The following is a 24,922-nucleotide window of genomic DNA, read 5'->3' on the forward strand; positions in this document are numbered from 1 at the left end:
GCTTCGCGAACCTATCGAATAGACCTTCTTCAGCGCTTTGCGGCGCGTGGACGGCGGCATGGGAGGCTGCAATGGCGAAGTGGGTTTACACATTCGGGGACGGCAAGGCGGAAGGCTCTGCCGGCGATCGCAACCTTCTGGGCGGCAAGGGGGCCAATCTGGCCGAGATGTGCGCGCTCGGGCTGCCGGTCCCGCCCGGATTTACCATCACGTCCGAGGTCTGCAGCTGGTTCTATGAGAATGGCCACCGCTATCCCGATACGCTCGAAGCTGATGCCAAGAAGGCGCTCGGTCACATTGCTGCGGTGACGGGCCGCGATTTCGGCGATCCGTCCAAGCCGCTGCTGGTGTCCGTGCGTTCCGGCTCCCGCGCTTCCATGCCGGGCATGATGGACACCGTGCTCAATCTCGGCCTCAATGATCAGACCGTGGAAGCCATCGCCCGCGAATCCGGCGATCCGCGCTTTGCCTATGACAGCTACCGCCGTTTCATCCAGATGTATTCCGACGTGGTCATGGGGCTCGACCATTCGGTCTTCGAGGAAATCCTCGAGGATACCAAGGCCAATCTCGGCGTCGAGATCGATACGGCGCTCTCGGCCGACGACTGGAAGGGCATCATCGACCTTTACAAGGCCAAGATCGAGGAAGAGCTGGAAGAGCCATTCCCGCAGGACCCGGAAAAGCAGCTTTGGGGCGCGATCGGCGCTGTTTTCTCCAGCTGGATGAACACGCGCGCCATCACCTATCGCCGCCTGCACAACATCCCGGAAAGCTGGGGCACGGCCGTCAATATCCAGGCCATGGTGTTCGGCAATATGGGCGAGCGTTCGGCAACGGGCGTTGCCTTCACGCGCAATCCGTCGACCGGTGAAAAGAAGCTCTATGGCGAGTTTCTCGTCAATGCCCAGGGCGAAGACGTGGTTGCGGGCATCAGGACGCCGCAGAACATCACGGAAGACGCGCGCATTGCCGCCGGTTCCGACAAGCCGTCGCTGGAAAAGCTGATGCCGGCCGCCTTTGCCGAATTCTGCGCCGTGTCGGACCGACTGGAAAAGCATTACACCGATATGCAGGATCTCGAATTCACCATCGAGAACGGCAAGCTGTGGATGCTGCAGACGCGGTCCGGCAAGCGCACCGCCAAGGCTGCGCTGAAGATCGCCGTCGAAATGGCGAATGAAGGGCTGATCACACGGGAAGAAGCGGTTTTGCGTATTGACCCGGCTTCGCTCGATCAGCTGCTGCATCCCACGATTGATCCTTCGGCCAAGCGCAATGTCATCGGCAGCGGGCTTCCAGCATCGCCGGGCGCGGCGACGGGTGAGATCGTGTTCTCGTCGGAAGATGCCGAACAGCTGAAGTCGGAAGGCCGCAAGGCCATCCTCGTGCGCATCGAAACCAGCCCGGAAGACATTCACGGCATGCACGCTGCCGAGGCCATCCTGACCACCCGCGGCGGCATGACCAGCCACGCGGCCGTTGTAGCGCGCGGCATGGGCAAGCCCTGCGTCTCCGGTGCGGGTTCCCTGCGCGTCGATTACCGCAATGAAACCCTGCTGGCCGCAGGCGTGCTTTTGAAGAAGGGCGACATCATCACCATCGATGGCGGTATCGGCCAGGTGCTCAAGGGCGCCGTTCCCATGCTGCAGCCGGAATTCTCCGGCGATTTTGCCAAGATCATGGAATGGGCCGACACGACGCGCCGCATGAAGGTGCGTGCCAATGCCGAAACGCCGAATGATGCGCGCATGGCGCGCTCGTTCGGGGCCGAGGGCATCGGTCTTTGCCGCACCGAGCATATGTTCTTTGACGGCGAGCGCATCATCGCCATGCGCGAAATGATCCTGGCCGACAGCGAGAAGGGCCGCCGCGCCGCGCTGGACAAACTGTTGCCGATGCAGCGCGCCGATTTCAAGGAGCTGTTCGAAATCATGAACGGCCTTCCCGTGACGATCCGGTTGCTTGACCCGCCGCTGCACGAATTCCTGCCGAAGACGGAAGAGGAAATCGCGGAAGTTGCTGCTGTCATGAATGTCAGCCCGGAGAAACTGCGCGAGCGCACCGACAGCCTGCATGAATTCAACCCGATGCTCGGCCATCGCGGCTGCCGCCTCGCCATTTCCTATCCGGAAATTGCCGAAATGCAGGTGCGGGCGATTTTCGAAGCCGCTGTGCAGGCGGCGGAAGTCACCGGCGCGCCGGTCGAACCGGAAATCATGGTGCCGCTGGTTGGCCTGCGTGCCGAACTTGATTTCGTCAAGGCGCGCATCGATGCGGTCGCCGCCGACGTGATGAAGGAAGCCGATATCAGGATCAATTACCTCGTCGGCACGATGATCGAACTGCCGCGCGCTGCGGTACGTGCGCATTCGATTGCCGAGGTGGCGGAGTTCTTCTCCTTCGGCACCAACGATCTGACGCAGACAACCTTCGGTATTTCGCGCGACGATGCATCCGCCTTCCTGATGACCTATCAGATGAAGGGTATCATCCAGCAGGATCCGTTCGTCTCCATTGATGTGGACGGCGTCGGCGAACTGGTGCGCATTGCCGTGGAAAAGGGCAAGACAACCCGACCGGATATCAAGCTGGGCATCTGCGGTGAACATGGCGGCGATCCGGCTTCCATTCACTTCTGCGAAGAAACCGGCCTTGACTATGTCTCCTGCTCGCCGTTCCGCGTGCCGATCGCGCGCCTGGCGGCGGCACAGGCCTCGGCCAAGCAAAAATAGCGCCTCGGCCCTGCTGGCAGGGCCGGTGCCGCATTTTGGACGTGATCTGCGCGTGTATCTGCGGGCAATTCTCAAGATTGGTAAACACCGTGCGCTCAGCTTCTGCCATCATCGCTGCTCTTCTTCTCGTCACGCCTGCGGGGATCGCAACGGCCGGGGATCATCCGGCGCCATTCGTCGAGCCGAAGCTTTATATTGCCAAGGGCGGCGCCGCGGCGCCGCAGGTGGCCCTGACGCTGGATGCCTGTTCCGGGCAGACGGACCTGCGCATTCTCAATACGCTGATCGAAAACCGCATCCCGGCAACGATCTTCGTCACCGCCCGCTGGATGCGGCACAATGCCGAGGCGCTTGCGGTCATGAAGGCGCATCCCGACCTGTTCGAACTGGAAAATCACGGCTTCAACCACATCCCCGCCATCGACAACCAGCCCACCATGTTCGGGTTGAAGACGGCAGGCTCGGAAGCCGCCATCCGCAGTGAAATCCAGGGCGGTGTCGACGCTATGCTGAAGGCCTCCGTCGCCAAGCCGGTCTGGTATCGCGATGCGACCGCCCGCTACAGCGAAAACGGTATCCGCATCATCCATGAGATGGGCTACCGGGTGGCCGGTTACTCGCTCAATGCCGATATGGGCGCCTCGCTGATGGCCGGGCTGGTGGAAAAGCGCATTGCCGCTGCCAAGGATGGCGATGTCATCATCGCCCATATCAACCAGCCGGGCCGTGTGGCCGGTGCCGGTGTTGCCAAAGGCGTTTTGGCCCTGCAGCAAAAGGGTTTTCGCTTCGTGCGCCTGCAGGACGTGACGGCTTCCGACCAGCCGGTGCGCTCCGGGGTCTGATCAGACCGGCAGCGAAACACCGCCGCCGGTTTTGCTTTCTCACAATCTTATTTATGCCGCTGTTACTGCAGCCGGAAAGCCGTGGCTTCGTGCCCGGACGGCGGCGATGAAGGCCAGGGCGAGCAGTACCAGCAGCACCCATGAGAACGAGGTGACGCCGGTTGTTTCCAGGAGGAAGCCGCCGATGATGCCGCCGCCGGCAATGCCGATGTTCCAGACGGTGACGATCATCGATTGTGCGACATCCGCCGCATCGCCCGCGGTTTTGGCCGATGCGGTCTGGAACAGGGTCGGCACGCCGCCATAGGTCACACCCCAGATGGCGAAGCTGAGATAGACCATCGTGCTGTTGGCGGACCAGATGGCCAGGAGCACGGCCGCCACGGCAAAGGCAGCGATGCAGATCAGCGTCAGTTCACGCAGCCAGCGGTCGATCATCAGGCCGATCATCCAGGTGCCGAGGATGGCAGACAGGCCAAAGACGAACAGCACCTTGTCGATGCTTCCGGCGAGCCCGGCGGGAACCAGAAACGGCGCGATGTAGGTATAGAGCACGTTATGGGCCACCACATAGGTGAGCGTGACAAACAGCACGGCCTTGACGCCCGGAATGGCGAAGACGCCGGAGATCGGCAATTGCCTGCCCGCTTCCTGGCCGGGAAAATCCGGCAATTTCCAGATGGTCCAGCCGACCAGCAGCACCGTCAGCCCGCTCATGATGCCGAACGTGTATTGCCAGCCGACAAACGCGCCCAGAAATGTCCCGGCGGGCACGCCGAGAGACAGCGCGACGGGAGCGCCGAGCATGGCGACGGCCATGGCCTTGCCTTTCATGTGGTCTGGCACCATGCGCCCGGCATAACCCGCAACCAGCGCCCAGAGCAGCCCGGCAAAGACGCCCGCAAAGAACCGGGCGCCGAGCGTGAGCGTGTAGCTGGTGGAAACCGCCGTGATCGTGTTGACGATGGCAAATCCGCCGATGGCGCTGAGCAGCAGTGGCTTGCGCCGCCATCCGCGTGTGGCTGCGGTCAGCGGGATAGCGGCGATGAGGGAGCCGAGAGCGTAGATGGTGACGAGCTGGCCCACCAGCGATTCGGACACTGCCAGACTGGCGCCCATCTGGGGCAGCAGACCCGCCGGCAGCGCTTCGGTGAGGACGGTGATGAAACCGGCTGCTGCAAGGGCAAGCAGGCCGCTGAACGGCAGCCGGAAGGAGGAGGCGGGAGGAGCCTCGTCCAGCGATGTTGTGATCGATGTCATGTCTTTGCCTGGTCAATAGGTAAGGGGTTGGGCAGGCGGAGAGGCGATGCCTTTACAGTGCAAAGCTTCACACCTGCGATGGGAAACCGAACCTAGTCATCTTCGCAAAACGGAAAAACAGGCTATAGTTCCTTTCACAAGCGACATTTTTGTCGGCAATGAAGAGGTGATGTCGATGGACAATCTGGGCTCGTGGAATGCCTTCGTGCAGGCCGCCGAATACCGCAGTTTCGTGGCCGCCGGCCGCCACCTCGGCGTTTCCCCCTCTGCCATCGGCAAATCCATTGCCCGGCTGGAGGAGCGGCTTGGTGCCCGGCTTTTTCACCGCAGCACCCGCAGCATCACGCTGACGCCCGAAGGCTCGCTGTTCCTGGAGCGGTGCCGCCGCATTTTCTGCGAGATCGAGGCGGCTGAACTGGAATTGTCGCAGGCCAATGAGGCGCCGCGCGGCAGGTTGCGTGTCAGCATGCCGATTGCGGACCGGTTGATGATGCCGGTGCTTTCCGCCTTCATGCGCGCCTATCCCGATATCGAGCTGGACATTGACTGCTCCGACCGGCTGGTCGATGTGATCGAGGACGGTTTCGACGCGGTCCTGCGCACCGGCGAGCCGAATGATTCGCGGCTGATGACCCGGGTGCTCGGCTCGTTCCGCAAGCGCCTTGTCGGATCACCGGACTATTTCGCGCGCATGGGAACACCAGATGTGCCGAAGGACCTGACGCGGCATCATTGCCTATTTTACCGCTATCCGACCACCGGAAAATTGCAACTCTGGCCGCTGTCCCGCGATGGCAGGGATGTGGAGCTTGACCTGCCCGCGACCCTCATCTGCAACACGTCGGCGCCACAGATCCACATGGCGCAGGAGGGGCTTGGCATCGCCTGCCTGCCGGATTTCACCATAATGGACGAGCTGCGGGCTGGAACGCTGGTCAGCGTTCTCGATGATTTCATCCCGTTTTCCGGCACGTTCCGCGTGCTCTGGCCGTCGAGCCGTTATCTCTCGCCCAAGCTGCGGGTGTTCGTCGATTTCGTCGCCGAACACCTCGATCTTGCGCCGGTCAGGGGCTGAAGATCAGCACGAGATAGACAAAGAAGATCATCAGATGCACCGCGCCTTCGAGCACCGTGGTGCGCAGGCCGGAAAAGGTCAGGGTGCTGAGGATCAGCGTTACCGCCAGCAGGGTCATTTCGGTGGATGACAGGCCGAGAATGGCGGTCTGGCCGGTGAACAGGCTGATGGCAAGCACGGCCGGCACGGTCAGGCCGACGGTCGAGGTTGCCGCACCCAGGCACAGATTGACCGCGCGCTGCAGTTCATTGCCGGAAACGGCGCGAAGCGCGGTAATGGCTTCCGGCGTGAAGACAATGGCGGCGATGAGCAAACCGCCGAGTGCGGTGGGCGCGCCGAAGCTGGCAATGCCATGGTCAAGCAGCGAGGCCAGGCTCTTTGACAGCAGCACGATCGGCAGGATGTTCAGGATCAGCAGCAGCGTGTGGCCGCCAATCGACCCGGCAGGCTTCGCGTGGGGCGCTTCGATTTCAGGCGATGCCTGCAGAACGTCCTCGTCTCCCTTGGGATAGACGAAGAAGTCGCGGTGCCGCCCGGTCTGCAGCACGAGGAAAATCACATAGAGGGCAATGGTGAAGATCGAGAAGAACACCGATTGAACCACGGTGAGGGAGCCATTGCTGGTGGAAACCGTGAAGTTCGGCAGGATCAGCGGGATGACCGTCAGCGGAATGATGACGATGAGATAGGATGCCGCGCCCTGCAGATTGTAGCCCTGCTGGCCGTAACGCAGCCCGCCGATGAGCAGGCCAAGGCCGACCACGCCGTTCAAAACGATCATCAGCACCGCGAACATCGTGTCGCGGCCGAGCGTCGGCGCATCCGAACTCAACATCACGGCGCTGATCAGCACCACTTCGATGATGACGATGGAGAGGGTGAGAATGAGCGTTCCGAGCGGTTCGCCCAGCAGTTCCGCCAGTTCCTCCGCCTCATGCACGACGCCGAAGGCCGACCAGATGATGACGCCGAACAGCCAGACAAACAGAAACGAAGCTTTCATCACCGAACTCAGATCGGCCATCCAGCCATATCCGAAAACAAGAAAGGCACCCACAGTTGCCCAAGCTACAATCAGTCTGATCCATCCGGATATCATCGGCCCTCCTTCATCGGGTTGAGGTATCATTTCATCTTGCAGAACCTATACAGGAAATTATTGGCGATCTTACCGTTTTCTGACGCTTTATCAAAGATTTCGCTCTGCCAACGGATACTCACCCATGCCCTGGCCGCTGCTATCACGCGCTTATGACGCAACGCTTGCTTGTGTCCGTGGTCCTGTCTGCCTAACTTGCTCCCGATGAGGAGCCCGCGGGCTCCCCCGACGGATTGCAAACACTCCAAGGAGAATGAAATGCAGCTTGGCATGATTGGGTTAGGGCGCATGGGCGCCAACATGGCGCAGCGCCTCATGAAGCGTGGTCACGCCCTCGTGGTTCACGACACCCGTGCCGAAAGCATGGCGGACCTGCAAAAACAGGGTGCGGCCGGAACGGTCGTACTGGAGGAGTTCGTCTCGCTTCTGGCCAAGCCGCGCGCCATCTGGCTGATGCTGCCCGCCGCCGTTGTCGACAGCGTTCTCGCCAAGCTCGTGCCGCTGCTCGAGCCGGGCGATATCCTCATCGATGGCGGCAATTCCTATTATCACGACGATATCCGCCGCGGCGGCGAGCTGAAGACAAAGGGCCTGCACTATGTCGATGTCGGCACCAGTGGCGGCGTCTTCGGACTGGAGCGCGGCTATTGCCTGATGATCGGCGGCGAAAAGGATGTGGTGGCGCATCTCTCGCCCGTATTCGCCTCGCTGGCGCCGGGTGGCAATGACCCGGCTGCGCCCGCCGTGGCTGCGCCGGGCAAGGGTACGGCGCCGCTCGGTTATCTGCATTGCGGTGCCAATGGTGCGGGCCACTTCGTCAAGATGGTCCATAACGGCATCGAATATGGTTTGATGGCGGCCTATGCGGAAGGCCTGAACATCCTGCGCAATGCGGATATCGGCCTGCGTTCGCATGAGGTGGACGCGGAAACCACGCCGCTCCTGCATCCCGAGCACTATCAATACAGTTTCGACCTGCCGCAGATCGCCGAGGTCTGGCGCCGCGGCAGCGTGATCAGCTCCTGGCTGCTGGATTTGACCGCCGACGCCCTGAACGACGATCCGACCCTGTCGAATTTCCAGGGGCGTGTTTCGGATTCGGGCGAGGGACGCTGGACGGCGATCGCCGCCATTGACGAGGCCGTACCCACGCCGGTTCTCAGCGCGGCGCTGCAGGAGCGTTTCAGCTCGCGCGGCAATGCCGACTTCGCCAACAAGGTGCTGTCGGCCATGCGCAGCGAGTTTGGCGGCCATGTGGAGAAACCCGCTTCCAAAGCCTGAGGCCCCGTGCGCAGCTCTGGTCCGGTCCCGCTGCGGGGCCGGAGCGGAGCTGTCTGTACATTGCGCTGGAATTTCGAACTATTGTTTTTGTATTTTGCTATTTGTCTAGACATTTCTCTTGGCGGAAGACGGGCATCCCGCATGTATTAAAACTGTGATCAAACGCCTGTAGATCGCCGGATTTGGTCTGGCGGTTGATCATTCAATGGTGAAAACGGGATATGTTTTGTGTATTGCTAAATGATTTTTGTATTATTATAAAGCAATCCTGTAGCGCAGCTTGTCCAAGGTTTCAGGCCGGCAGTGCAACAGCGTCACATCATTTTGGAGATACTCATGACATCGAAACTCTGCAGTGGAGTCTTCGCGGCACTTATGTTCATGGCCGTTTTCATCGCATCGTCGGCCCATGCGGCAGACAAGCCGGGCTGCCAGGATTTCCCCGGTATCAAGCGCTTTGAAGGGTCATCGATCATGTTGTGCGATGCGCGCAACTTTGCGGAATATACCCTGCCGACCGGAAAGTGGGTCAAGAACGAGGATGACTCCGCCAAGTCGGATTTTGCCAGCAAGGAAGCACTGGAAGGCCGCCTCACGCAGAATGTCTATTCCGTCCCTGCCGGACCTTCCTCGGCCGAAGTGTTCCGCAACTACCTGAACGATCTGCAATCGGCGGGCTACAAGGTCCTGTTCCAGGCCAAGCAGGCCGACACCTATCAACTGGAGAATGTCTTTGGCGAAAAAGGCCCCGGCGGCCAGTTGTTCGGCTACAGCCCGGACGAGGCGCGTTATGTGGCGGCCGTCAAGGAAGAGGGCGGCGTCAAAACCTACATTGCGCTCTATGTCATCGAATTCGAGGACGGCTATGTGCCGGAATTCGATGCGGTCAAGGGCCAGGTCTATGTCCGCCTCGACTCGCTTCAGGTCGGCAACCTGACCGACCAGATGGTCGTGGTTTCCGCCTCGCAGATCAGCAAGAGCCTCGATACGGCGGGCAAGGTTCTGCTCTACGGTATTCATTTCGACTTCAACAAGGCGTCAATCAAGCCGGAGTCGCGCCCGAGCCTTGATGAAATCGCCAAGTTCCTGAAGGATCAGCCGAACGAGAAACTCGATGTGGTTGGCCATACCGACAATATTGGCGGTGCTGACTTCAACATGCAGTTGTCGAAGGCGCGGGCCGATGCGGTTGTTGCCGATCTGGTCAGTACCTATAGTGTTTCGGCGAACCGTCTCAAGGCGAAGGGAGAGGGCTTGCAGTCGCCTGTCGCATCGAATGACGACGAAGCTGGACGGGCCAAGAACCGCCGGGTGGAACTCCATCGCCAGTAGTATTGGCATGCTCTTTGCCGGAACAGGAAAGGCGGCTCACGGAGCCGCCTTTTTGCCGTACATGGCCGCCGGTCAGTTTGGCCGCACGCTGGCTTGCCGGTTGCAATCACCGCCGCAGGCGTCAGGCGAAACAAACTGCATGGTGAAGACCTGGCCGCCAATGCCCTGGGCAAGTTCCGGTGACAATGTCAGCGGCGTGCAATCCCTGACGGCGGAAATGGCCGCATCGATGAAAGATTTGCGCGCTGCCGCGTCATTGCCCGGAAAATCGATGGCAGCCGTTCGCGGCGGGCCGATCAGCGAGCCGTCGCGCTTGAAGCTGAAACGGAGCGTCACGGTGGATTTTCGTGAACCCTCCGGCGCAGTCCAGCAGGCATGAAGCGCTTTGCCGACATCATCCATGGTGGTCAGCGGGCCGGCCATCACGGAGGGAGTGGTGGAGAGCGTCATGGCGAGTGCCAGAGACAGGCGATTGAGAAGCTGTGTCATGATCCCAGTTGCTCCTTTTGAAGGTCCAAAGACGGTGCACTTGAGTCCATCGACAGAATACCACCAAAAGCCCGTTTTAGTGAGTAAAAATACTATCTAAGGTTGAACATTACTGGGGTAATTGCAGTATTGTCTGGGATATCCGGGTTTAAACACGCACATGTGATGGTGGATGGCCATTTCCGGCCGTTTCCACCATCACATTACTTTGAAAAACCTATGCGGCCTTGATCGCGCGCGGTCCGATGTACCGTGATTGCGGGCGAATCAGCCGGCCATGTTGGGTCTGCTCCCTGGCATGGGCGATCCAGCCGCCGACCCGTCCCATGGCGAAGACGCTGGTAAAGCTGTCCCGCGGAAAACCAAGCGTTTCCAGCAGCAGTGCCGTATAGAATTCCACATTGGTCTTGAGCGGGCGGTCGGGTTTGCGGCGGGCGAGGATGCGCAATGCCGCCGCTTCGACGCTCTCCGCCAGTTTGAAGCGGCCCGCACCGTGATTGCCCGTTCCAGCCAGCCGCCGCAGCGCCTGCATCAATGCATCCGCGCGCGGGTCGCGCACCCGGTAGATGCGATGGCCGAAACCCATCAGCCGCTCGCCGTCGTCCAGTGCTCTTTCCAGCCAGGTTTCGGCGTTGTCCGGTGTGCCGATGGCGTCGAGCATGTCGAGAACCGGCCCCGGTGCACCGCCATGCAGCGGCCCCTTGAGCGCGCCGAATGCAGCCAGCACGGAGGACACCAGTCCCGCATGGGTGGACGCCACCACCCGAGCCGCGAATGTCGAGGCGTTCATGCCGTGGTCACTGACCGTAACGAGATAGGTATCGAGTGCGGCGGCTTCCTGCCGTGTGACGGTTCGGCCGTGCAGCATGTGCAATATATCCGCTGCGTGGCTGAGCGCGGTGTCGGGGGCGACAGGTGCCTGGCCGTTCTTCAGCCGGATGACCGCCGGGGTGAACACGGCGGGAGCCGCGATCAGACGCAGGGCGGTGGCAAGGTCATCCCCATCAGTGAATTGGGCGGTCAGTGCGCGCACCGCATCGGTGACCGGCAGTGCGAGCAAGGGCGCGGCAGCATCGGGTATCGTGCGGAAAACCTCCTGACGGGCCAGGCCGATGCGCGTGCGCAATCCGTCCGCGTCGAGCTTTTCGTCAAAGGCATCCGACAGCAGTAGCGCCAGCAATTCCTCATAGGAGACAACGCCGGCCAATTCATCCAGCGACCGGCCGCGAATGATCAATATGCCTCCAAGCCCGTCAACATCCGACAGCGTGGTTTCCGTGGCGACAACATCATCAAGACCGTTTTTCATGGCAAACTCCAGTTTTTGTTTCCGCCACAGGATGAGGTGCGCTATGATTGACGTCAATCTTGACGTAAATGATCAATGTGAGGTTCCATGGCGTGGTTGACGGCATCGCAGGCTCTGGCGGCCCTTGGCGTCCAGCCGCAGACCCTTTACGCCAATGTCAGCCGGGGACGGATTCAGGCCAAGCCCGATCCGCAGGACCCGCGCCGCAGCCTTTACAAGAGCGAGGATGTGAAACGCCTCGCCGGTCGCAAGGCCGGGCGGCGCACGGTGGCCAATGTCGCCGCCGAGGCCATCGGCTGGGGTGATCCGGTCCTGCCGTCGAGCATCTCGACCATTGCCGACGGGCGCTTGTGGTATCGCGGCAGGGATGCATCCGCATTGGCCGCCACGTCGACACTTGAACAAGTTGCAGCGCTGTTGTGGGAAGCGGAGGAAATCACCGCATCGCCTTCCGCCCATGATATGCCCAGGCCCGACCGCCCGCTGGAGGCAGCCATGATTGTCCTTGCCCGGCGTGCCGCAACGGACCTGCCGGCCCATGGCCGTTCGCGTGCCGTGCTGGTTGCCGAGGCATCCGGTGTCTTTGCGGACGTCGTTGCGGCGATGCTTGGCACAGGCAGCGCCGCCAATCACGCCGTTCACATCCGACTGGCCCATGCCTGGAATGCGCCGGAAGCGGAAGACTGCATCCGCCGGGCGCTGGTTCTGCTGGCCGATCATGAGCTCAATGCCTCGACCTTTGCGGCCCGCGTCGCCGCCTCGACCGGAGCGCCGCTGTCGGCCGGCATGCTCGCCGGTCTTGCCGCGCTGACCGGGCCACTGCATGGCGAGGCCTATCTCAGCGTGCAGGCGCTGGTCCGGACCGCACAGGCCACCGGCGCAGGTTTTGCGCTACGCGAACTGCTGGCCCAGGGCAGGGCCATCCCGGCCTTCGGGCACCCGCTCTATCCCCATGGTGACCGGCGCGCCGCGGCGCTGCTGGCACAGTTCGAACCGGGCGCCATCTATCGGCAGATTCGCGAAACGGCAGAGATGCTGACCGGCGAGCAGCCCAACATTGATTTTGCTCTCGCCGCCATGACCGATGGCTTTGGTTTGCCTCCGTCGGCACCCGTCATTCTCTTCGCCATTGCCCGCTCCGTCGGCTGGATTGCGCATATTCTGGAACAACAGTCGATGAACCAGCTGATCCGCCCGCGTGCCCGTTACACCGGCCCGCCCTTGTCCCTGTCCTGAACCCGGCTATCGCCCATGAAAAAATTCAGGCGATATGTCGATACCGGTAAATCCCGCGCGTCGTGTCATCGGAGCGAGGGTTTACCAACGACCGGACCATCCGGCCGCCCGGCATCCGAACCGAAGGAGAAACGACAATGCGATTCATGATTCTGGTGAAGGCAACGAAAGATTCGGAAGCCGGTGTCATGCCGCCGGAGGAACTCTTCAGCGCCATGGCCGATTATCACGAGCAGCTGGCGAAAGCCGGGGCGCTGCTGGACGCCAATGGCCTTCAACCCACTGCAAAGGGCTGGAAAATCCGGTATTCCGGCGGCAAGCGGACCGTGATCGACGGGCCGTTCGCCGAAGCCAAGGAACTGGTGGCGGGCTACACCATCATTCAGGTGAAGACGCGCGAGGAGGCGATTGAATGGGCCAACCGGTTTCCCAACCCGCATCCGGACAGTGGCGAGATCGAAATCCGGCAGATGTTCGAACTCGAAGATTTCGGCGAATTCGAAGCCATCGACCGCTTTCGCGATATGGGCGCCGGCCAGAACAAGTAAGCCACGCGCCGCGATCTTGCGCGACGGCCTCGAAGGTGATGTGATCGGCCCTTATGACGACCGCCGCCGAAACCCATCGTGCCATCGAAACCGTGTGGAAAATCGAGCAGGCCCGGATTATTGCCGGGCTTGCGCGCATTGTCAGGGATGTCGGGCTCGCCGAAGAACTGGCGCAGGAGGCGCTGATCGCCGCACTGCGCCACTGGCCGTCGGAGGGCATCCCGCGCAATCCCGCCGCATGGCTGATGGTCACCGGCAAACGCCGGGCCATCGATCACTTCCGCCGCACCAAGATGCTGAAGCGCAAGCACGGGCAGTTGGGCTATGACGCGGAAATCGAACAGGCCGCCATGCCGGATTTCGATACGGCACTGGACGACGACATCGGCGACGACATGCTCAGCCTCATCTTCACCGCCTGCCACCCCGTGCTATCGGCCGAGGCGCGCACGGCGCTGACGCTGCGCATGATTGGCGGGCTGACGACGGAAGAGATCGCCCGCGCCTTCCTGACCCCTGAAGCCACCGTTGCCCAGCGCATCGTCCGGGCCAAGCGCACGCTGTCGGAGGCGAATATTCCCTTCGAGGTGCCGCGCGGCAAGGACCGCACGGAGCGTCTCGCCTCGGTGCTTGCCGTGCTTTACCTGATTTTCAACGAGGGCTATTCGGCCACCGCGGGAGATGACTGGATCAGGCCGCAACTGGCACAGGAAGCCATGCGGCTCGGGCGGATTCTTGCTGATCTGATGCCGGATGAACCGGAGGTGCACGGGTTGATCGCCCTTATGGAAATTCAGGCCTCGCGCTTTGCCGCGCGGGTCGGGCCGTCGGGCGAACCGGTCCTGCTGTTCGACCAGAACCGCGCGCACTGGGACCATCTGCTGATCCGGCGCGGGTTGGCGGCGCTGGAGCGGGCCGAACGTCTGGGCACCGTCTACGGCCCCTATGGCCTGCAGGCGGCCATCGCCGCCTGCCATGCACGGGCGCGAACCGCCGAGGAAACCGACTGGGTCCGGATCGCCGCGCTCTATGAGCAGCTGGCAAAGCTCATGCCATCGCCTGTTGTCGAGCTCAATCGGGCGGTAGCGCTTTCCATGGCTTTCGGTCCGCAAGCCGGGCTCGACCTCATTGACCAGCTGACGGGCGAGCCGTCCCTGCAGGCTTATCACCTGCTGCCAAGCATTCGCGGCGATCTCCTGCTGAAACTCAAACGGCCGGATGAAGCGCGGGCTGAGTTCGAGCGGGCCGCAAGTCTCACGCGCAATGCCCGCGAGCGCACAATCCTCCTGGAGCGCGCGGCTTCCTGTGCCTAGCGCTGCAATGCGAGCTTCATGCCCTCATGGCTGGCGACAAATCCCAGCGCTTCGTAGAAACGCGCCGCGTCGGGCCGCGTCTTGTCGGTGGTAAGCTGCACCAGCCCGCACTGGCGTTCGCGGCAAGCGTCGATGGCCCATTCAAACATGCGGCGGCCAAGCCCGCCGCGCCGGTGCGTTTCGGCAATCCGCACGCTTTCGATCTGCCCGCGCCACATGCCGGAGCGTGATAAGCCGGGGATGAAGGTGATCTGGGCGCAGCCGACGACAAGTCCTACGTCTGCCGCCACGACCAGAAGCTGGTTCGGGTCGCTGTCGATGGCGGCAAAGGCTGAGCGATAACGCCGATCGACCGGATCGGAGATCACCTCGCGCTGGCTGCCGAGCGGATCATCGGCCAGAAGCGCGACAATGGCGGGGAGATCGGCGCTTGTGGCCTTGCGGATGAGGGGTTCGGTCAACACTGGTCTCCCACCTGAAAAAGATTGCACGAACCACGCACCACGCGTTGGCAATCAGCTTTAATACATCTCATTCCACAGTATCAAATCCAACCCCTGTCAGATGCTCCGACATATCCCACAGCTTCGCCGCCACGGCGGTATCTTTGGCCTGCGGCATGACCTTGGCCGGTTCTGGCGGTCCCTTCATCTCATGGAACCAGTTCGGGCCGTAGTAGCCGCTGCCGGTTGCGGCAGGAGAGGTGGCGGCGAACAGCGTCGGCAGCGAACCGTCGGCAGCGGAATGGCTGGCAAAGGGTTGCATCAGCATGCTGACCCTGGATAGGAGCCCGTTTGCGCCGGGGCCATTGGAAACAAGTTCGGTACGGGCAAAGCCGGGGTGTGCCGCATTGCTCATCAGGCCCCAGCCGGCGGTATCGCTGCGGCGTTGCAACTCGAACGAGAACATCAGCATTGCCAGTTTCGACTGGGAGTAGGCCGGCCACGGCTTGTAGGTCTTTTGCCATTGCAGATCGTCGAAATGAATTTTGCCGCGGCGATGGGCAAGGCTGCTCAGATTGACCACGCGCGGCCGGTCCCCTCTGATCAGCAGGGGCAGCAAATGTGCCGTGAGAGCGAAATGACCGAGATAGTTCGTACCGAACTGCAACTCAAAGCCGTCGCTCGTCGCCTGCCGGGTGGGCGGTGCCATCACGCCAGCATTGTTGATCAGCAGGTCAAGGCTCTGGCGCTGCTCCCGCATGCGGTCGCTGAACGAGCGCACCGATGCGAGGCTGGCAAGGTCGAGTTCCTCGAAACGGACGTCCGCGCCGGGGATGGCAGCCTTGATCCGTGCGACGGAAGTTGCCCCCTTGGCCGCATTGCGCCCGGCGAGAATGATCGCGCCGCCCGCGCGGGCGAGGGCAAGCGCTGTCTCGTAGCCGAGGCCGCCCGTGCCGGTGACAATGACGGAGCGGCCACGCTGTGAGGGAATATCCGAAAAAGTCCAGTCTGCCATGATGCGTACTCGCGTTGATGATCGTGGTCATAAAATATGCACTCAGTGCAAATTTGCAAGTAGGGCAATTATTTGTCATAAGATGTGCCGGAGACAGACATGACGGACACCCTATCAACCCAGGAAGGATTGCGGGCGCGCAAGCGGCGCGAGACACGCCAGCGTATCGCCGAGGCGGGACTGCGCCTGTTCCTGAAAGACGGTTTCGAGGCCACGACGCTGGATGCCATCGCGGCGGCCGCTGATATTTCACGCCGGACGTTTTTCCATTATTTCAGCTCCAAGGAAGAGGTCGTCAACGCGTTCGAAAGCAGCACCGATGAAGCATTCCGGACGGCCATTGCAGACGAGCCTCTTGATGAAGCGCCGCTCGATGTCGTCCGCAACGCCTTTCTCAAGGTCATAGCCAGCTACGAAACCAAACAGGCGATCGCCATCGACGGCCTGTTGCGCTCGACTGAGGCTTTGTGTGCCCGCAAGCAAGCCAATTATCAGCGCAAGGAGCAGATGCTGTTCGACGCGTTGAGTGAGCGCTGGCCGGAGCCGGAGAGGCGGGCGGGCCTGCGGCTGGTGGCCATGGTCAGCGTCGGCGCGCTGCGGCTGGCCGCGGAAACGTGGAGCGCCGAGCAGGGGCGACGTCCTCTGGCGGACTATCTGCAAGAGGCATTTCACGGTTTGCGAACCGAAATCGCCACCTGACCAATCCGGCAGCGTCACCAAAACTTCACGGAACAGTCAAACGGCAGAGATGCACGGCACCTAATCCTGCGGGCTCGATCCACGCACTCGAACCTCAGGTGAACCCCATGCGACCCCTCTTTGCCGCTCTGCTCTGCGCTTCCTTTCTGGTTCCTGCCTCGGCCCTGGCCGCGGATCAGGAATTCAAGGCGAAACTCGTCTCCCATGCCATCCTGCCGGCCAACACGATCATCAAGGCACCGGATGATGCGCCGAAACACCTGAAGACCTCGGGCAAGTTCACCACCGCCGACCGCAAGCGGGCGGAAGGTCTGGCGACCGTTCCCGGCAAGGACGGCGTGCGGCTGACCGGCCTTGGTCTGCCGTTCGATGGCCAGCCGGTGCAGGGCTTTTCCGGTATCAAGGCGGTCGGTGACGGCACCTACTGGTCGCTCTCCGATAACGGCTTCGGCACCAAGCTGAATTCGCCCGATGCCATGCTCATGCTGCATCACCTCGCTTTCGATTGGGACAAAGGCACGGTCGAGCGCAAGGAAACCGTGTTCCTGCGCGATCCGGACAAGAAAATCCCGTTCCCGATCGTCATGGAAGGCAGCGATACCCGCTATCTCACCGGCAGTGATCTCGATGTCGAATCGATCCAGCCTGTCGCCGATGGCTTCTGGATCGGCGAAGAGTTCGGCCCTTATCTCGTCAAGGTGACCCGCGACGGCAAGGTCACCGACGTCGTCGCCACCAAGGTCGGTGATCGCGCCGTCCGTTCGCCGGACAATCCGGCCATCACCCTGCCGGCCAATCCGACGCTGAAGAACCCGGCATTCAACCTCAAGCGTTCCGGCGGCTTCGAAGGGCTGGCGCAGTCAAAGGACGGCAAGAAACTCTACGGCCTGCTCGAAGGCCCGCTGTTCGGCGATGACGGCGTGGTGGAAAAGGTTGACGGCCAGCCGGCGCTGCGCGTCATCGAATTCGATGTCGCATCGAAGAACTGGACCGGCCGCAGCTGGCTCTATCCGCTGGCACCGGGCGGCGAGGCGATCGGCGATTTCAACATGATCGACGACACGACGGCGCTGGTGATCGAACGCGACAATGGTGCGGGCACCGCGGCAAAGGCGTGTGCCGACCCGAAGACGCCCAAGCCCGATTGTTTCGATGTACCGTCCAAGGTCAAGCGCATCTACAAGATCGAAATGACCGACCAGAATGTGGGCGCTGCCGTGCGCAAGATCGGCTACATCGATCTTCTCAACATTGCTGATCCTGACAACAGGAAGCGCCAGGGCGGCGGCGAGGGCTTTTACGACATGCCGTTCGTCACCATCGAGAATGTCGACGTCGTCGATGCCGGCCACATCATCGTCGGCAACGACAACAACCTGCCATTCTCGGCCGGACGTGCCGTCGACAAAGCCGATGACAATGAATTCGTCCTGCTGGAAGTCGGCGAATTCCTCAAGGCACGCTGAACCGGATACGGGGCGGCGCAAGCCGCCCCGTCTCTTTTTGAGAAATTAGCTTATTGCGCGCAGATTGTTCTTCGCGACGTGCTCTTCCGTATCGGCCAATGCCAGCTCGAAGCGGTTGAAGAGCTCGTTCAGCTCCGCTTCCGTGATGATCATCGGCGGGCAGAAGGCGATGGAATCGCCGATGGCCCGCAGCACCGCGCCGTGGCCTTCGAGGAAGCGGGCGAGTTGTGCGCCGACGCCGTGCGCCGGATCGAAAGAGCGTTTGGTTGCCTTGTCGGCCACCAGTTCCACCGCACCCATCAGGCCGGAATTGCGCACTTCGCCGACCAGCGGATGATCGATGACCTTCTTCAGGCGTGCTTCGAAGGTCGGCGTCAGGCTGCGCACATAGTCGACGATGTTGCGGCGCTGGTAGATCTCGATGGCCTTCACCCCGAGCGCGCAGCCCAAGGGATGGCCGCCATAGGTGAAACCGTGGCCGAATGTGCCGATCTGGGCGCTGTGATCCACATAGGCCTGGTAGACGTCTTCGGGAACCAGCACGGCGCCGAGCGGTGCATAGGCCGACGTCAGCTGCTTGGCCGCCGAGATGGTGGTCGGCGTCATGCCGACGGCCTGGCTGCCCCACCAGTGGCCGGTGCGGCCAAAACCGTTGATGACCTCGTCGGCGATAATCAGGATGTCGTGCTCGCGCAGGATCGGCTCGATGGCGGCGAAATAGCCCGATGGCGGCACCAGCACGCCGCCTGCACCCATCACCGGCTCGGCAATGAAGGCGGCGATGGTGTCGGGGCCTTCGCGTTCAATCATGTCGCGCAGCGAATCGGCAAGACGCGCCACGAATTCCGCCTCGCTCTCGCCCGCCTGGCCGAAACGGTAGTAATGCGGGCAGTCGGTGTGCAGGATGCCTTCCACCGGCAGGTCCCAGCCCTTGTGGTTATAGGGCAGGCCGGTCAGCGACGCGGCCATGATGGTCACGCCATGATAGGCCTTGACGCGCGAGATGATCTTTTTCTTCTTCGGGCGGCCCAGCGCGTTGTTGTAATACCAGGCGAGCTTGACCTGCGTGTCATTGGCTTCGGAACCCGACGAGGTATAGAAAACCTTGGAGATCGGAACGGGCGCGATTTCCTTGAGCTTTTCGGCAAGCTCGATCGCCGGTTCCATGCCCTTGCCGCCGAAGAGGTGGTAATAGGGCAGGGTGCGCAGCTGCTCGGTCGCAGCGTCGATCATTTCCTCGTCGCCGAAGCCGAGACCGGCGCACCACAGGCCCGCCATGCCCTCGATATATTCCTTGCCCTGCGTGTCATAGATATAGACCCCCTTGGCATGGCCCATCACCAGCGGTCCTTGATCCTGCAATTTATGGAGGGGGGTATAGGGATGCAGGATCGAATCGATATCGCGCTGCTGGACATTTGTAAGGGGGCGGCTGCTCGCCATTTCATGACTCCATTTTGACGGGATGGGGCGAGCTTAGCCAGACTTGCCGGAAAGAGCAAAGCGGCTTCCAAAAGAAAACGTCGCCTGCGCCGTTATTCCGGGCGAAGGCCCTTCATCACCGCCGCATAATCCTTGCCGAGCCGGGTGAGCAGCGTGGTTTCATCATCTTCGGCCGAAACGGTGAGGCTGGTGCCGTCATTGCCGAGCATGACGAAAACGAGCTGGTCGACGGCACCGTCCGACAAGGAAATGGCCGCAATGCGCTGCTGGTCCCCGTCTTCCGGCGCGCGAATGTTGAAAACAACCTCCCCGCCAACCAGGGCTGCGGCCTTCTGCAAAACGCCTTCGAAACCGTCGGCAACAATATCCTGTGCGCCAAGCGCCAGTTCGATCTCGACAACTTCAAGCGAAACCGCTTTGCCAGTCTCAGGCATTCTATCCGGCCTCGTCATTTTGCGTTGTAAAAGCGGCTTGCTTGCCCGCCTTCTATCCTGCCCTGAATCACCGGGGCGATGATGTCAGCTATGTGACAGCCGATCTACTCATAAAGTGTAAACGGTTGAGATGGTTCGGTGGCGGGCAGATGCCGCCCGGCGCCGGGTTGTGGGCGATTGCGTCATCAGAGCTTCATACACTGCGGGCATTCATGTGCCGTTGCCCATATTCAAACTCAAAAACCGATTTCATTTTTTAGACACTGCATTTTCAGTCACGCATTCATTAACCGGAGGGTATCTTGAAACCTCGACTTTTTCTATTGCTCCCATGGCTCTTTCTCACCGCCTGTTCCGACACTGAACAACCCGACCCAAGTTCCGTTTCAGCATCGACATTTGACGCGGCACAGTTCGACGAACTGAAGAACCAGATTGCTGCGCTTGCCAACCAGAACGCCGGTTTTGCCGCGGATGCAGCCGAAATGAGGCGGCTTCAGGATGAGATCAACCATCTGAAAGCCGCCGAATCTGCTCGCTTGCAGCCTGCTGTCGACGTTTGTCAGTAAGGCGTTCGATCCAAAAAAAGATAGTTATTTCAATATTTTATTATTCCGGGAAGCTACTATGGACAGACGCGATTTCATCAAGATGCTCGGTATCGCCGGCGTCAATACCGCCGCCTATGCGGCATGTTCGGCCTATATGCAGGAGGCTTTAGCCAGTTCAACCGTTGTGGAAGATATGCTGAGCGCTTCGGCGCACTGCCGGAAAGGCTCGCCGGCGGATATCGAGCATGTGGTCATTCTGATGCAGGAGAACAGGTCCTTCGACCACTACTTCGGTACGCTGCGCGGTGTGAGGGGTTTCGGCGACCCACGGCCGCTGAAATTGAAAAATGGGGAACCGGTCTGGCACCAGGCGCAGTCGGACAGTTCGGCGCAAATGGTAAGGCCGTATCAACTGCCGCAAGGTGATACGCCGGACGAGGAGGGTGGCGCGGGCGGTGTCTTCCTGCAAGACCCAGCCCATGATTACAAAAGCGGTCTTGCCGCGTGGAACAGTGGTCTCATGGACAAATGGATTCCGCAAAAGGGCATTGTGTCGATGGCCCACTACAGTGAAAAAGATATTCCACTGTATTTCAAGCTGGCCAAAGCCTTCACCATTTGCGACGCATATTTTTGTTCGCACAATGGCGCGACGGATACCAATCGCGTCTTCTTCTGGACCGGGACCAGCAAAGGCCGCTACGACAGCAGCCATTTTCCCTTCGCTACCCCGCACAAAGTACTGGGACGACCAGATTGGAAGTCCTATCCCGAAGTATTGGAAGGCGCGCTCAAAAACCTTGAATTGCGCACACCGAAGGTGAGGCAGGAACTGGAAAAATGCCTCAGCTGGAAGTTTTATCAGGATGGTTTAGGCAGCGATGTATTCACGGGAAACTATGACAACAATACCTTGGAAGCCTTTGCAAATTTTCGTATCAAAAACACATCGCTCCATGAGAAAAGCCAAAGTGTAAACTCCGTCTTGCGGACAGATGTCAACAAACCGTCGCAGTTTGAGCAGGATGTTGCTTCGGGCAATTTACCCGCTGTTTCATGGATCATCGCGCCGGAAGCGTTTTCCGAGCACCCCAAATACCCCCCGCATTTCGGCGAGTATTATGTAAACGAGATACTGCGCGTGTTCGCCGCCAACAAGGATGTCTGGAAAAAGACAGCGTTCTTCATAACCTATGACGAGAATGGCGGCTTTTTCGATCATGTGCCGCCACCCGTGCCGCCTTTGAGTTATCTCGAAGCCGCTGCGTTGCACGGCATGTCCGCAAATGATTTGTTGGAGGACATAAAGATCACGTTAACACGATTGAACAACGAAACAGGAAAAGAAGAAGGGCGCGATTTCAATTCGGAAAATGCATTCAAGGAAAAGCTCGTCGATAAAGAAACCGACGATGAAAAGCAGGAACGTGAAGCTCCACGGCCGTTGGGAATGGGTATGCGTGTCCCGTTGCTGGTCATTTCTCCATGGAGCGCCGGCGGGCGTGTTTGCTCCGAAGTATTCGATCACACCTCGTTCATTTCATTCCTCGACACGTGGATCGAAAAACGATTTGCGGCAAAGGGAGAATATTTCAAAGGGTCTAGCCTTCCGAATGTTTCCTCCTGGCGAAGGGCAATCGCGGGTGATCTGACAAGTGCATTCGATTTTAACCGCGAGGCCGCTGCAGCAATCGACACACTGATCGATAAAGCGCTGCCGATGAAAATTTTTACTGACAGTGAAAAAAACAACGCCAAGAAAAATGCCGATAATCCACTCAAACCCAAAATCGAGCATGTCAATGCCGATCCCAATACAGAAAAACCTGTTGCAGTGAAGCAGGATCGGACACAGTGCGATCTGTTGCCGCTTGGTTACGATTTTCAGGTCAGCTTTCGATTTTTTTCCTCCATGTCTGCGTACCCGGAGTGTGTGTTTAAAAATTCAGGCAAGCTGGGCGTGTCATTTGTACTTTACAACTACAATGAGCAAGCTTTGCTGCAGTCCCAACCCATAAGTGTGGGAGGAATAACGCTTGGCGATCCTGAGTTGACGATTTCTTGCCCGTTGTCCCTTGACAACAATATGAACTATCACTTTGCCGTGCACGGGCCCAACGGCTATCTGGCTGAGGCACGCGGCGATATGATGAGCCCGACAGAAGCAGCCTTTTATTTCGACTGCCATATAGTTCCCGATAAAGAGGGCAAGATACTCAGTTTTCACTTCCGAAATTGGCCTACTGCCAACGGAGAACTGAAACTTATCAACGCCTACTATTCCAAAGAAGCACCCAAGCGTATTTCCAATGGCACCAAGCGTGTTGACGTCGCTACAAAGGACGGCTGGTACGATGTTTCCTTCGTCGATGCGGTGAACACGAGCAAGTATCTGCGCCGCTATGCGGGCCACATTGAAACCGGCAAAATGAGCCGGACCGATCCGGCCATCGGGATGATCTACGACGAGACGGCGCGGGTCTATATCCCGGCAGTGGTCTAGCGGGGAGGAGCCTTGGCAACGGCCGGTGCCGCGGGGGCCTGCCGTTCCAATGCTTGTCTCACCGGGGAAATACGGTTAGCTGTTCATGTCAGTCACAGACCAGCCAAATCGGGATTCCATGCGACACCACATCCGACGCCGCCAATCGATTTCCGCCAAATGGTCGGTGCGGATCGCGTTCCTGTCGGCCATCCTGTTTGTCCTGTCGGGTCTGGGGCACCGCTTCGAGCGGATCGAAACACCCGAGTTTCTCTGGCTGCTCGCCATCGTGGCGGGCCTCGCGGTGCTGGCGCTGCTGCTCGGCATCAAGGGATTCACCAGCCTGTGGCGCCGCGGCGACCGCGGCGGCCCGTCCGCCTTCTGGGGCGCGGTAATCGCGCTGGTGGTCCTCGGGCCCTTTGTCGTGACGGTCTATCAGGCGATGACCCTGCCGGCGATCTATGACGTGTCGACCGATGTCACCGAGCCTCCCGCGCTGTTTGCCCTTGCCGGGCAACGGACGGACCGCATGAACCCGCTGGTCAACGATCCGCACAGCCGTGCCCTGCAGGCCAAGGCCTATCCCGAAGTGACGGGCCGGCGCTACGAAGGCTCGCCGGACCGCATTCTCGATGCCGCCGTGACGGTGATCACCAATAATGGCTGGACCATCATCGATCAGAAGGGCGTGCCCGGCGACGACGAGGAAATACTCATGGAAGTCGTGGCGCGGACCTGGCTGCTGGGCTTCACCAGCGACGTCGTCATCCGCCTGAGCGACGAGGGCGAGACCACCTATGTCGATATGCGCTCGGTCTCGCGCTACGGTATTCACGATCTCGGCGAAAATGCCGGCCGCATCGCCCGGTTCATGACTGACCTCGATGCGCAGGTGCAGAATGCGCAGCCGGAGGAAGACACCACTCAGCCGGCCCAGTAGACGCCGTCGATGGAGGGGTTGCCTTCCGTATGCACCTTGCCGCGGGCAACGAGATCTTCCAGATGGGCAAGCACCGACAGTCCCGCCGCGCCGTGCAGGCGCGGGTCAGTTTCCCGGTAGATGACCTTGACCATGGCGGCGATCGTGCGGTCGCCCAGCTTGACCCGCTCGAGCACGGCGCGCTCGCGCATCTTGCGGTGGGCTTTCAGGCCGCGCACGAAGGTTTTCGGCTTGGTCACCGCACCGCCATGGCCGGGAAGATAGACCCGGTCATGCCGCTCAAGGAGCCGGTCGAGCGAAGCCATGTAGTCCGACATCGAGCCGTCGGGCGGTGCCACGATGGATGTGGCCCAGGCCATCACATGGTCGGCGGAAAACAGGATGTCCGTTCCCTCAAGCCCGAACACCACATGGTTGGCCGTGTGGCCGGGCGTATGAATGGTGCGCAGGGCCCAGCCATCGCCTGTGATAACGGAATTGTCGGCAGCGGCGATATCGGGCACGAAATCATAGTCGCCGCTGGCATCGAGCAGGTTGATCTCGCCGATATGCAGCGGCCGGGCCGGGCGGTGCGGGCCTTCCGCCACCAGCGTGGCGCCAAGCTCGGCTTTCAAAACCGTGGCGAGCGGTGAGTGGTCCCGGTGCGTATGGCTGACAAAGATATGGCTGACCGGCCGCCCGGCGATGGCGCGCAGCAATGTCGCGTGATGGGCATCGTCAACCGGACCCGGATCGATCAGCGCCAGCGTATCGCGGCCGATCAGATAACTGTTGGTGCCGAAAAAGGTGAAGGGGCTGGGATTGTTGACCGTGATGCGCTTGATATCAGGCGCAATCTCGACGGCTTCGCCATAATGCGGCGCAAAAGAACTGTCGAAAACGAGGGACATGGGGGTGTGCGGACCTTGTGTATGGCCTTGCGCATATTGC

The 24,922-nt window shown here is 60.5% G+C and carries 22 protein-coding genes; 12 read left to right on the forward strand and 10 right to left on the reverse strand.

Annotated features, from left to right (window positions below):
• The first annotated feature begins 71 nt into the window (after positions 1-71).
• Both ppdK and AC1Q5O_RS01285 read left to right on the forward strand, forming a co-directional pair.
• The gene (gene ppdK, locus AC1Q5O_RS01280) at positions 72-2,735 is read left to right on the forward strand and encodes a pyruvate, phosphate dikinase (protein WP_492561645.1); all 2,664 of its coding nucleotides are present in this window, start codon (positions 72-74) and stop codon (positions 2,733-2,735) included.
• A gap of 89 nt (positions 2,736-2,824) precedes the next feature.
• Positions 2,825-3,577 carry a polysaccharide deacetylase family protein gene (locus tag AC1Q5O_RS01285; protein WP_492561646.1) on the forward strand — a complete coding sequence of 251 codons (753 nt, stop codon included), beginning with the start codon at positions 2,825-2,827 and terminating at the stop codon, positions 3,575-3,577.
• 51 nt (positions 3,578-3,628) lie between these two features.
• Here the strand turns inward: AC1Q5O_RS01285 and AC1Q5O_RS01290 are convergent, their stop codons facing one another.
• Positions 3,629-4,837, reverse strand: a complete 1,209-nt coding sequence (locus AC1Q5O_RS01290; protein WP_492561647.1) for an MFS transporter — start codon at positions 4,835-4,837, stop codon at positions 3,629-3,631.
• Positions 4,838-5,012: 175 nt separating this feature from the next.
• On the opposite strand from AC1Q5O_RS01290, the gene AC1Q5O_RS01295 reads away from it, so the two are divergent.
• On the forward strand, positions 5,013-5,912 hold the full coding sequence (locus tag AC1Q5O_RS01295; RefSeq protein ID WP_492563056.1) for a LysR family transcriptional regulator: 900 nt from the start codon (positions 5,013-5,015) through the stop codon (positions 5,910-5,912).
• Here the strand turns inward: AC1Q5O_RS01295 and AC1Q5O_RS01300 are convergent.
• Complete coding sequence (locus AC1Q5O_RS01300; protein WP_464662944.1) at positions 5,902-6,936, reverse strand: calcium:cation antiporter; 1,035 nt, start codon at positions 6,934-6,936, stop codon at positions 5,902-5,904. The two genes, AC1Q5O_RS01295 and AC1Q5O_RS01300, sit on opposite strands and share 11 nt — an antisense overlap.
• 333 nt (positions 6,937-7,269) lie before the next feature.
• Here AC1Q5O_RS01300 and gnd point away from each other — a divergent pair, with 333 nt between their 5' ends.
• Positions 7,270-8,292, forward strand: coding sequence for a phosphogluconate dehydrogenase (NAD(+)-dependent, decarboxylating) (gene gnd / locus AC1Q5O_RS01305; RefSeq protein ID WP_492561648.1), 1,023 nt, complete (start codon positions 7,270-7,272; stop codon positions 8,290-8,292).
• Positions 8,293-8,628: 336 nt separating this feature from the next.
• Positions 8,629-9,624 carry an OmpA family protein gene (locus tag AC1Q5O_RS01310; protein ID WP_492561649.1) on the forward strand — a complete coding sequence of 332 codons (996 nt, stop codon included), beginning with the start codon at positions 8,629-8,631 and terminating at the stop codon, positions 9,622-9,624.
• Between the two features lie 72 nt (positions 9,625-9,696).
• Here AC1Q5O_RS01310 and AC1Q5O_RS01315 read toward each other — a convergent pair whose 3' ends face one another.
• The gene (locus AC1Q5O_RS01315) at positions 9,697-10,113 is read right to left on the reverse strand and encodes a UCP034077 family protein (protein WP_492561650.1); all 417 of its coding nucleotides are present in this window, start codon (positions 10,111-10,113) and stop codon (positions 9,697-9,699) included.
• Positions 10,114-10,330: 217 nt separating this feature from the next.
• Positions 10,331-11,422: a citrate synthase/methylcitrate synthase gene (locus AC1Q5O_RS01320; RefSeq protein WP_492561651.1), complete on the reverse strand. Its 1,092-nt coding sequence runs from the start codon at positions 11,420-11,422 to the stop codon at positions 10,331-10,333.
• An 87-nt stretch (positions 11,423-11,509) separates the two neighbouring features.
• On the opposite strand from AC1Q5O_RS01320, the gene AC1Q5O_RS01325 reads away from it, so the two are divergent.
• The 3 genes from AC1Q5O_RS01325 (at position 11,510) to AC1Q5O_RS01335 (ending at position 14,519) form a co-directional block, all read left to right on the forward strand.
• Positions 11,510-12,658, forward strand: coding sequence for a citrate synthase (locus tag AC1Q5O_RS01325; protein WP_492561653.1), 1,149 nt, complete (start codon positions 11,510-11,512; stop codon positions 12,656-12,658).
• Positions 12,659-12,795: 137 nt separating this feature from the next.
• Positions 12,796-13,206 carry a YciI family protein gene (locus tag AC1Q5O_RS01330; RefSeq protein ID WP_464662950.1) on the forward strand — a complete coding sequence of 137 codons (411 nt, stop codon included), beginning with the start codon at positions 12,796-12,798 and terminating at the stop codon, positions 13,204-13,206.
• Between the two features lie 53 nt (positions 13,207-13,259).
• Complete coding sequence (locus AC1Q5O_RS01335; RefSeq protein WP_464662951.1) at positions 13,260-14,519, forward strand: RNA polymerase sigma factor; 1,260 nt, start codon at positions 13,260-13,262, stop codon at positions 14,517-14,519.
• Here AC1Q5O_RS01335 and AC1Q5O_RS01340 read toward each other — a convergent pair.
• Together AC1Q5O_RS01340 and AC1Q5O_RS01345 are read right to left on the reverse strand one after the other, a co-directional pair.
• Entirely contained in the window at positions 14,516-14,980 is a 465-nt protein-coding gene (locus tag AC1Q5O_RS01340) for a GNAT family N-acetyltransferase (RefSeq protein WP_492561654.1), read from the reverse strand. The two genes, AC1Q5O_RS01335 and AC1Q5O_RS01340, sit on opposite strands and share 4 nt — an antisense overlap.
• A gap of 70 nt (positions 14,981-15,050) precedes the next feature.
• Positions 15,051-15,977, reverse strand: a complete 927-nt coding sequence (locus tag AC1Q5O_RS01345; RefSeq protein ID WP_492561655.1) for an oxidoreductase — start codon at positions 15,975-15,977, stop codon at positions 15,051-15,053.
• Between the two features lie 99 nt (positions 15,978-16,076).
• Here AC1Q5O_RS01345 and AC1Q5O_RS01350 point away from each other — a divergent pair, with 99 nt between their 5' ends.
• Together AC1Q5O_RS01350 and AC1Q5O_RS01355 are read left to right on the forward strand one after the other, a co-directional pair.
• Positions 16,077-16,676, forward strand: coding sequence for a TetR/AcrR family transcriptional regulator (locus AC1Q5O_RS01350; protein ID WP_492561656.1), 600 nt, complete (start codon positions 16,077-16,079; stop codon positions 16,674-16,676).
• Between the two features lie 107 nt (positions 16,677-16,783).
• Positions 16,784-18,142 carry an esterase-like activity of phytase family protein gene (locus tag AC1Q5O_RS01355; RefSeq protein ID WP_492561657.1) on the forward strand — a complete coding sequence of 453 codons (1,359 nt, stop codon included), beginning with the start codon at positions 16,784-16,786 and terminating at the stop codon, positions 18,140-18,142.
• Positions 18,143-18,187: 45 nt separating this feature from the next.
• Here the strand turns inward: AC1Q5O_RS01355 and AC1Q5O_RS01360 are convergent, their stop codons facing one another.
• From AC1Q5O_RS01360 to AC1Q5O_RS01370, 3 genes are all read right to left on the reverse strand, one after another.
• On the reverse strand, positions 18,188-19,585 hold the full coding sequence (locus AC1Q5O_RS01360; RefSeq protein WP_492561658.1) for an aminotransferase: 1,398 nt from the start codon (positions 19,583-19,585) through the stop codon (positions 18,188-18,190).
• Between the two features lie 92 nt (positions 19,586-19,677).
• Positions 19,678-20,019, reverse strand: a complete 342-nt coding sequence (locus AC1Q5O_RS01365) for a hypothetical protein (protein WP_346306505.1) — start codon at positions 20,017-20,019, stop codon at positions 19,678-19,680.
• 386 nt (positions 20,020-20,405) lie between these two features.
• Positions 20,406-20,534 (reverse strand): hypothetical protein, encoded by a 129-nt coding sequence (locus tag AC1Q5O_RS01370; RefSeq protein ID WP_492561659.1) that lies wholly within the window; start codon positions 20,532-20,534, stop codon positions 20,406-20,408.
• Positions 20,535-20,646: 112 nt separating this feature from the next.
• On the opposite strand from AC1Q5O_RS01370, the gene AC1Q5O_RS01375 reads away from it, so the two are divergent.
• The gene (locus AC1Q5O_RS01375) at positions 20,647-23,073 is read left to right on the forward strand and encodes an alkaline phosphatase family protein (RefSeq protein ID WP_492561660.1); all 2,427 of its coding nucleotides are present in this window, start codon (positions 20,647-20,649) and stop codon (positions 23,071-23,073) included.
• A gap of 118 nt (positions 23,074-23,191) precedes the next feature.
• Complete coding sequence (locus AC1Q5O_RS01380; protein WP_492561661.1) at positions 23,192-23,992, forward strand: DUF1499 domain-containing protein; 801 nt, start codon at positions 23,192-23,194, stop codon at positions 23,990-23,992.
• Here the strand turns inward: AC1Q5O_RS01380 and AC1Q5O_RS01385 are convergent.
• Complete coding sequence (locus AC1Q5O_RS01385; RefSeq protein ID WP_492561662.1) at positions 23,977-24,882, reverse strand: MBL fold metallo-hydrolase; 906 nt, start codon at positions 24,880-24,882, stop codon at positions 23,977-23,979. The genes AC1Q5O_RS01380 and AC1Q5O_RS01385 overlap by 16 nt on opposite strands.
• Positions 24,883-24,922: the final 40 nt, after the last annotated feature.

Source organism: Phyllobacterium sp. MT110 (assembly GCF_058792715.1).

Bases quoted from the DNA above. Each gene is read 5' to 3' on its own strand.
- ppdK (WP_492561645.1), top strand. From the start codon at position 72: ATGGCGAAGTGGGTTTACACATTCGGGGACGGCAAGGCGGAAGGCTCT.
- AC1Q5O_RS01290 (WP_492561647.1), bottom strand. From the start codon at position 4,837: ATGACATCGATCACAACATCGCTGGACGAGGCTCCTCCCGCCTCCTCC.
- AC1Q5O_RS01295 (WP_492563056.1), top strand. From the start codon at position 5,013: ATGGACAATCTGGGCTCGTGGAATGCCTTCGTGCAGGCCGCCGAATAC.
- AC1Q5O_RS01300 (WP_464662944.1), bottom strand. From the start codon at position 6,936: ATGGCCGATCTGAGTTCGGTGATGAAAGCTTCGTTTCTGTTTGTCTGG.
- gnd (WP_492561648.1), top strand. From the start codon at position 7,270: ATGCAGCTTGGCATGATTGGGTTAGGGCGCATGGGCGCCAACATGGCG.
- AC1Q5O_RS01310 (WP_492561649.1), top strand. From the start codon at position 8,629: ATGACATCGAAACTCTGCAGTGGAGTCTTCGCGGCACTTATGTTCATG.
- AC1Q5O_RS01315 (WP_492561650.1), bottom strand. From the start codon at position 10,113: ATGACACAGCTTCTCAATCGCCTGTCTCTGGCACTCGCCATGACGCTC.
- AC1Q5O_RS01320 (WP_492561651.1), bottom strand. From the start codon at position 11,422: ATGAAAAACGGTCTTGATGATGTTGTCGCCACGGAAACCACGCTGTCG.
- AC1Q5O_RS01325 (WP_492561653.1), top strand. From the start codon at position 11,510: ATGGCGTGGTTGACGGCATCGCAGGCTCTGGCGGCCCTTGGCGTCCAG.
- AC1Q5O_RS01330 (WP_464662950.1), top strand. From the start codon at position 12,796: ATGCGATTCATGATTCTGGTGAAGGCAACGAAAGATTCGGAAGCCGGT.
- AC1Q5O_RS01335 (WP_464662951.1), top strand. From the start codon at position 13,260: ATGACGACCGCCGCCGAAACCCATCGTGCCATCGAAACCGTGTGGAAA.
- AC1Q5O_RS01345 (WP_492561655.1), bottom strand. From the start codon at position 15,977: ATGGCAGACTGGACTTTTTCGGATATTCCCTCACAGCGTGGCCGCTCC.
- AC1Q5O_RS01350 (WP_492561656.1), top strand. From the start codon at position 16,077: ATGACGGACACCCTATCAACCCAGGAAGGATTGCGGGCGCGCAAGCGG.
- AC1Q5O_RS01355 (WP_492561657.1), top strand. From the start codon at position 16,784: ATGCGACCCCTCTTTGCCGCTCTGCTCTGCGCTTCCTTTCTGGTTCCT.
- AC1Q5O_RS01360 (WP_492561658.1), bottom strand. From the start codon at position 19,585: ATGGCGAGCAGCCGCCCCCTTACAAATGTCCAGCAGCGCGATATCGAT.
- AC1Q5O_RS01365 (WP_346306505.1), bottom strand. From the start codon at position 20,019: ATGCCTGAGACTGGCAAAGCGGTTTCGCTTGAAGTTGTCGAGATCGAA.
- AC1Q5O_RS01370 (WP_492561659.1), bottom strand. From the start codon at position 20,534: ATGGTTGATCTCATCCTGAAGCCGCCTCATTTCGGCTGCATCCGCGGC.
- AC1Q5O_RS01375 (WP_492561660.1), top strand. From the start codon at position 20,647: ATGGACAGACGCGATTTCATCAAGATGCTCGGTATCGCCGGCGTCAAT.
- AC1Q5O_RS01380 (WP_492561661.1), top strand. From the start codon at position 23,192: ATGCGACACCACATCCGACGCCGCCAATCGATTTCCGCCAAATGGTCG.
- AC1Q5O_RS01385 (WP_492561662.1), bottom strand. From the start codon at position 24,882: ATGTCCCTCGTTTTCGACAGTTCTTTTGCGCCGCATTATGGCGAAGCC.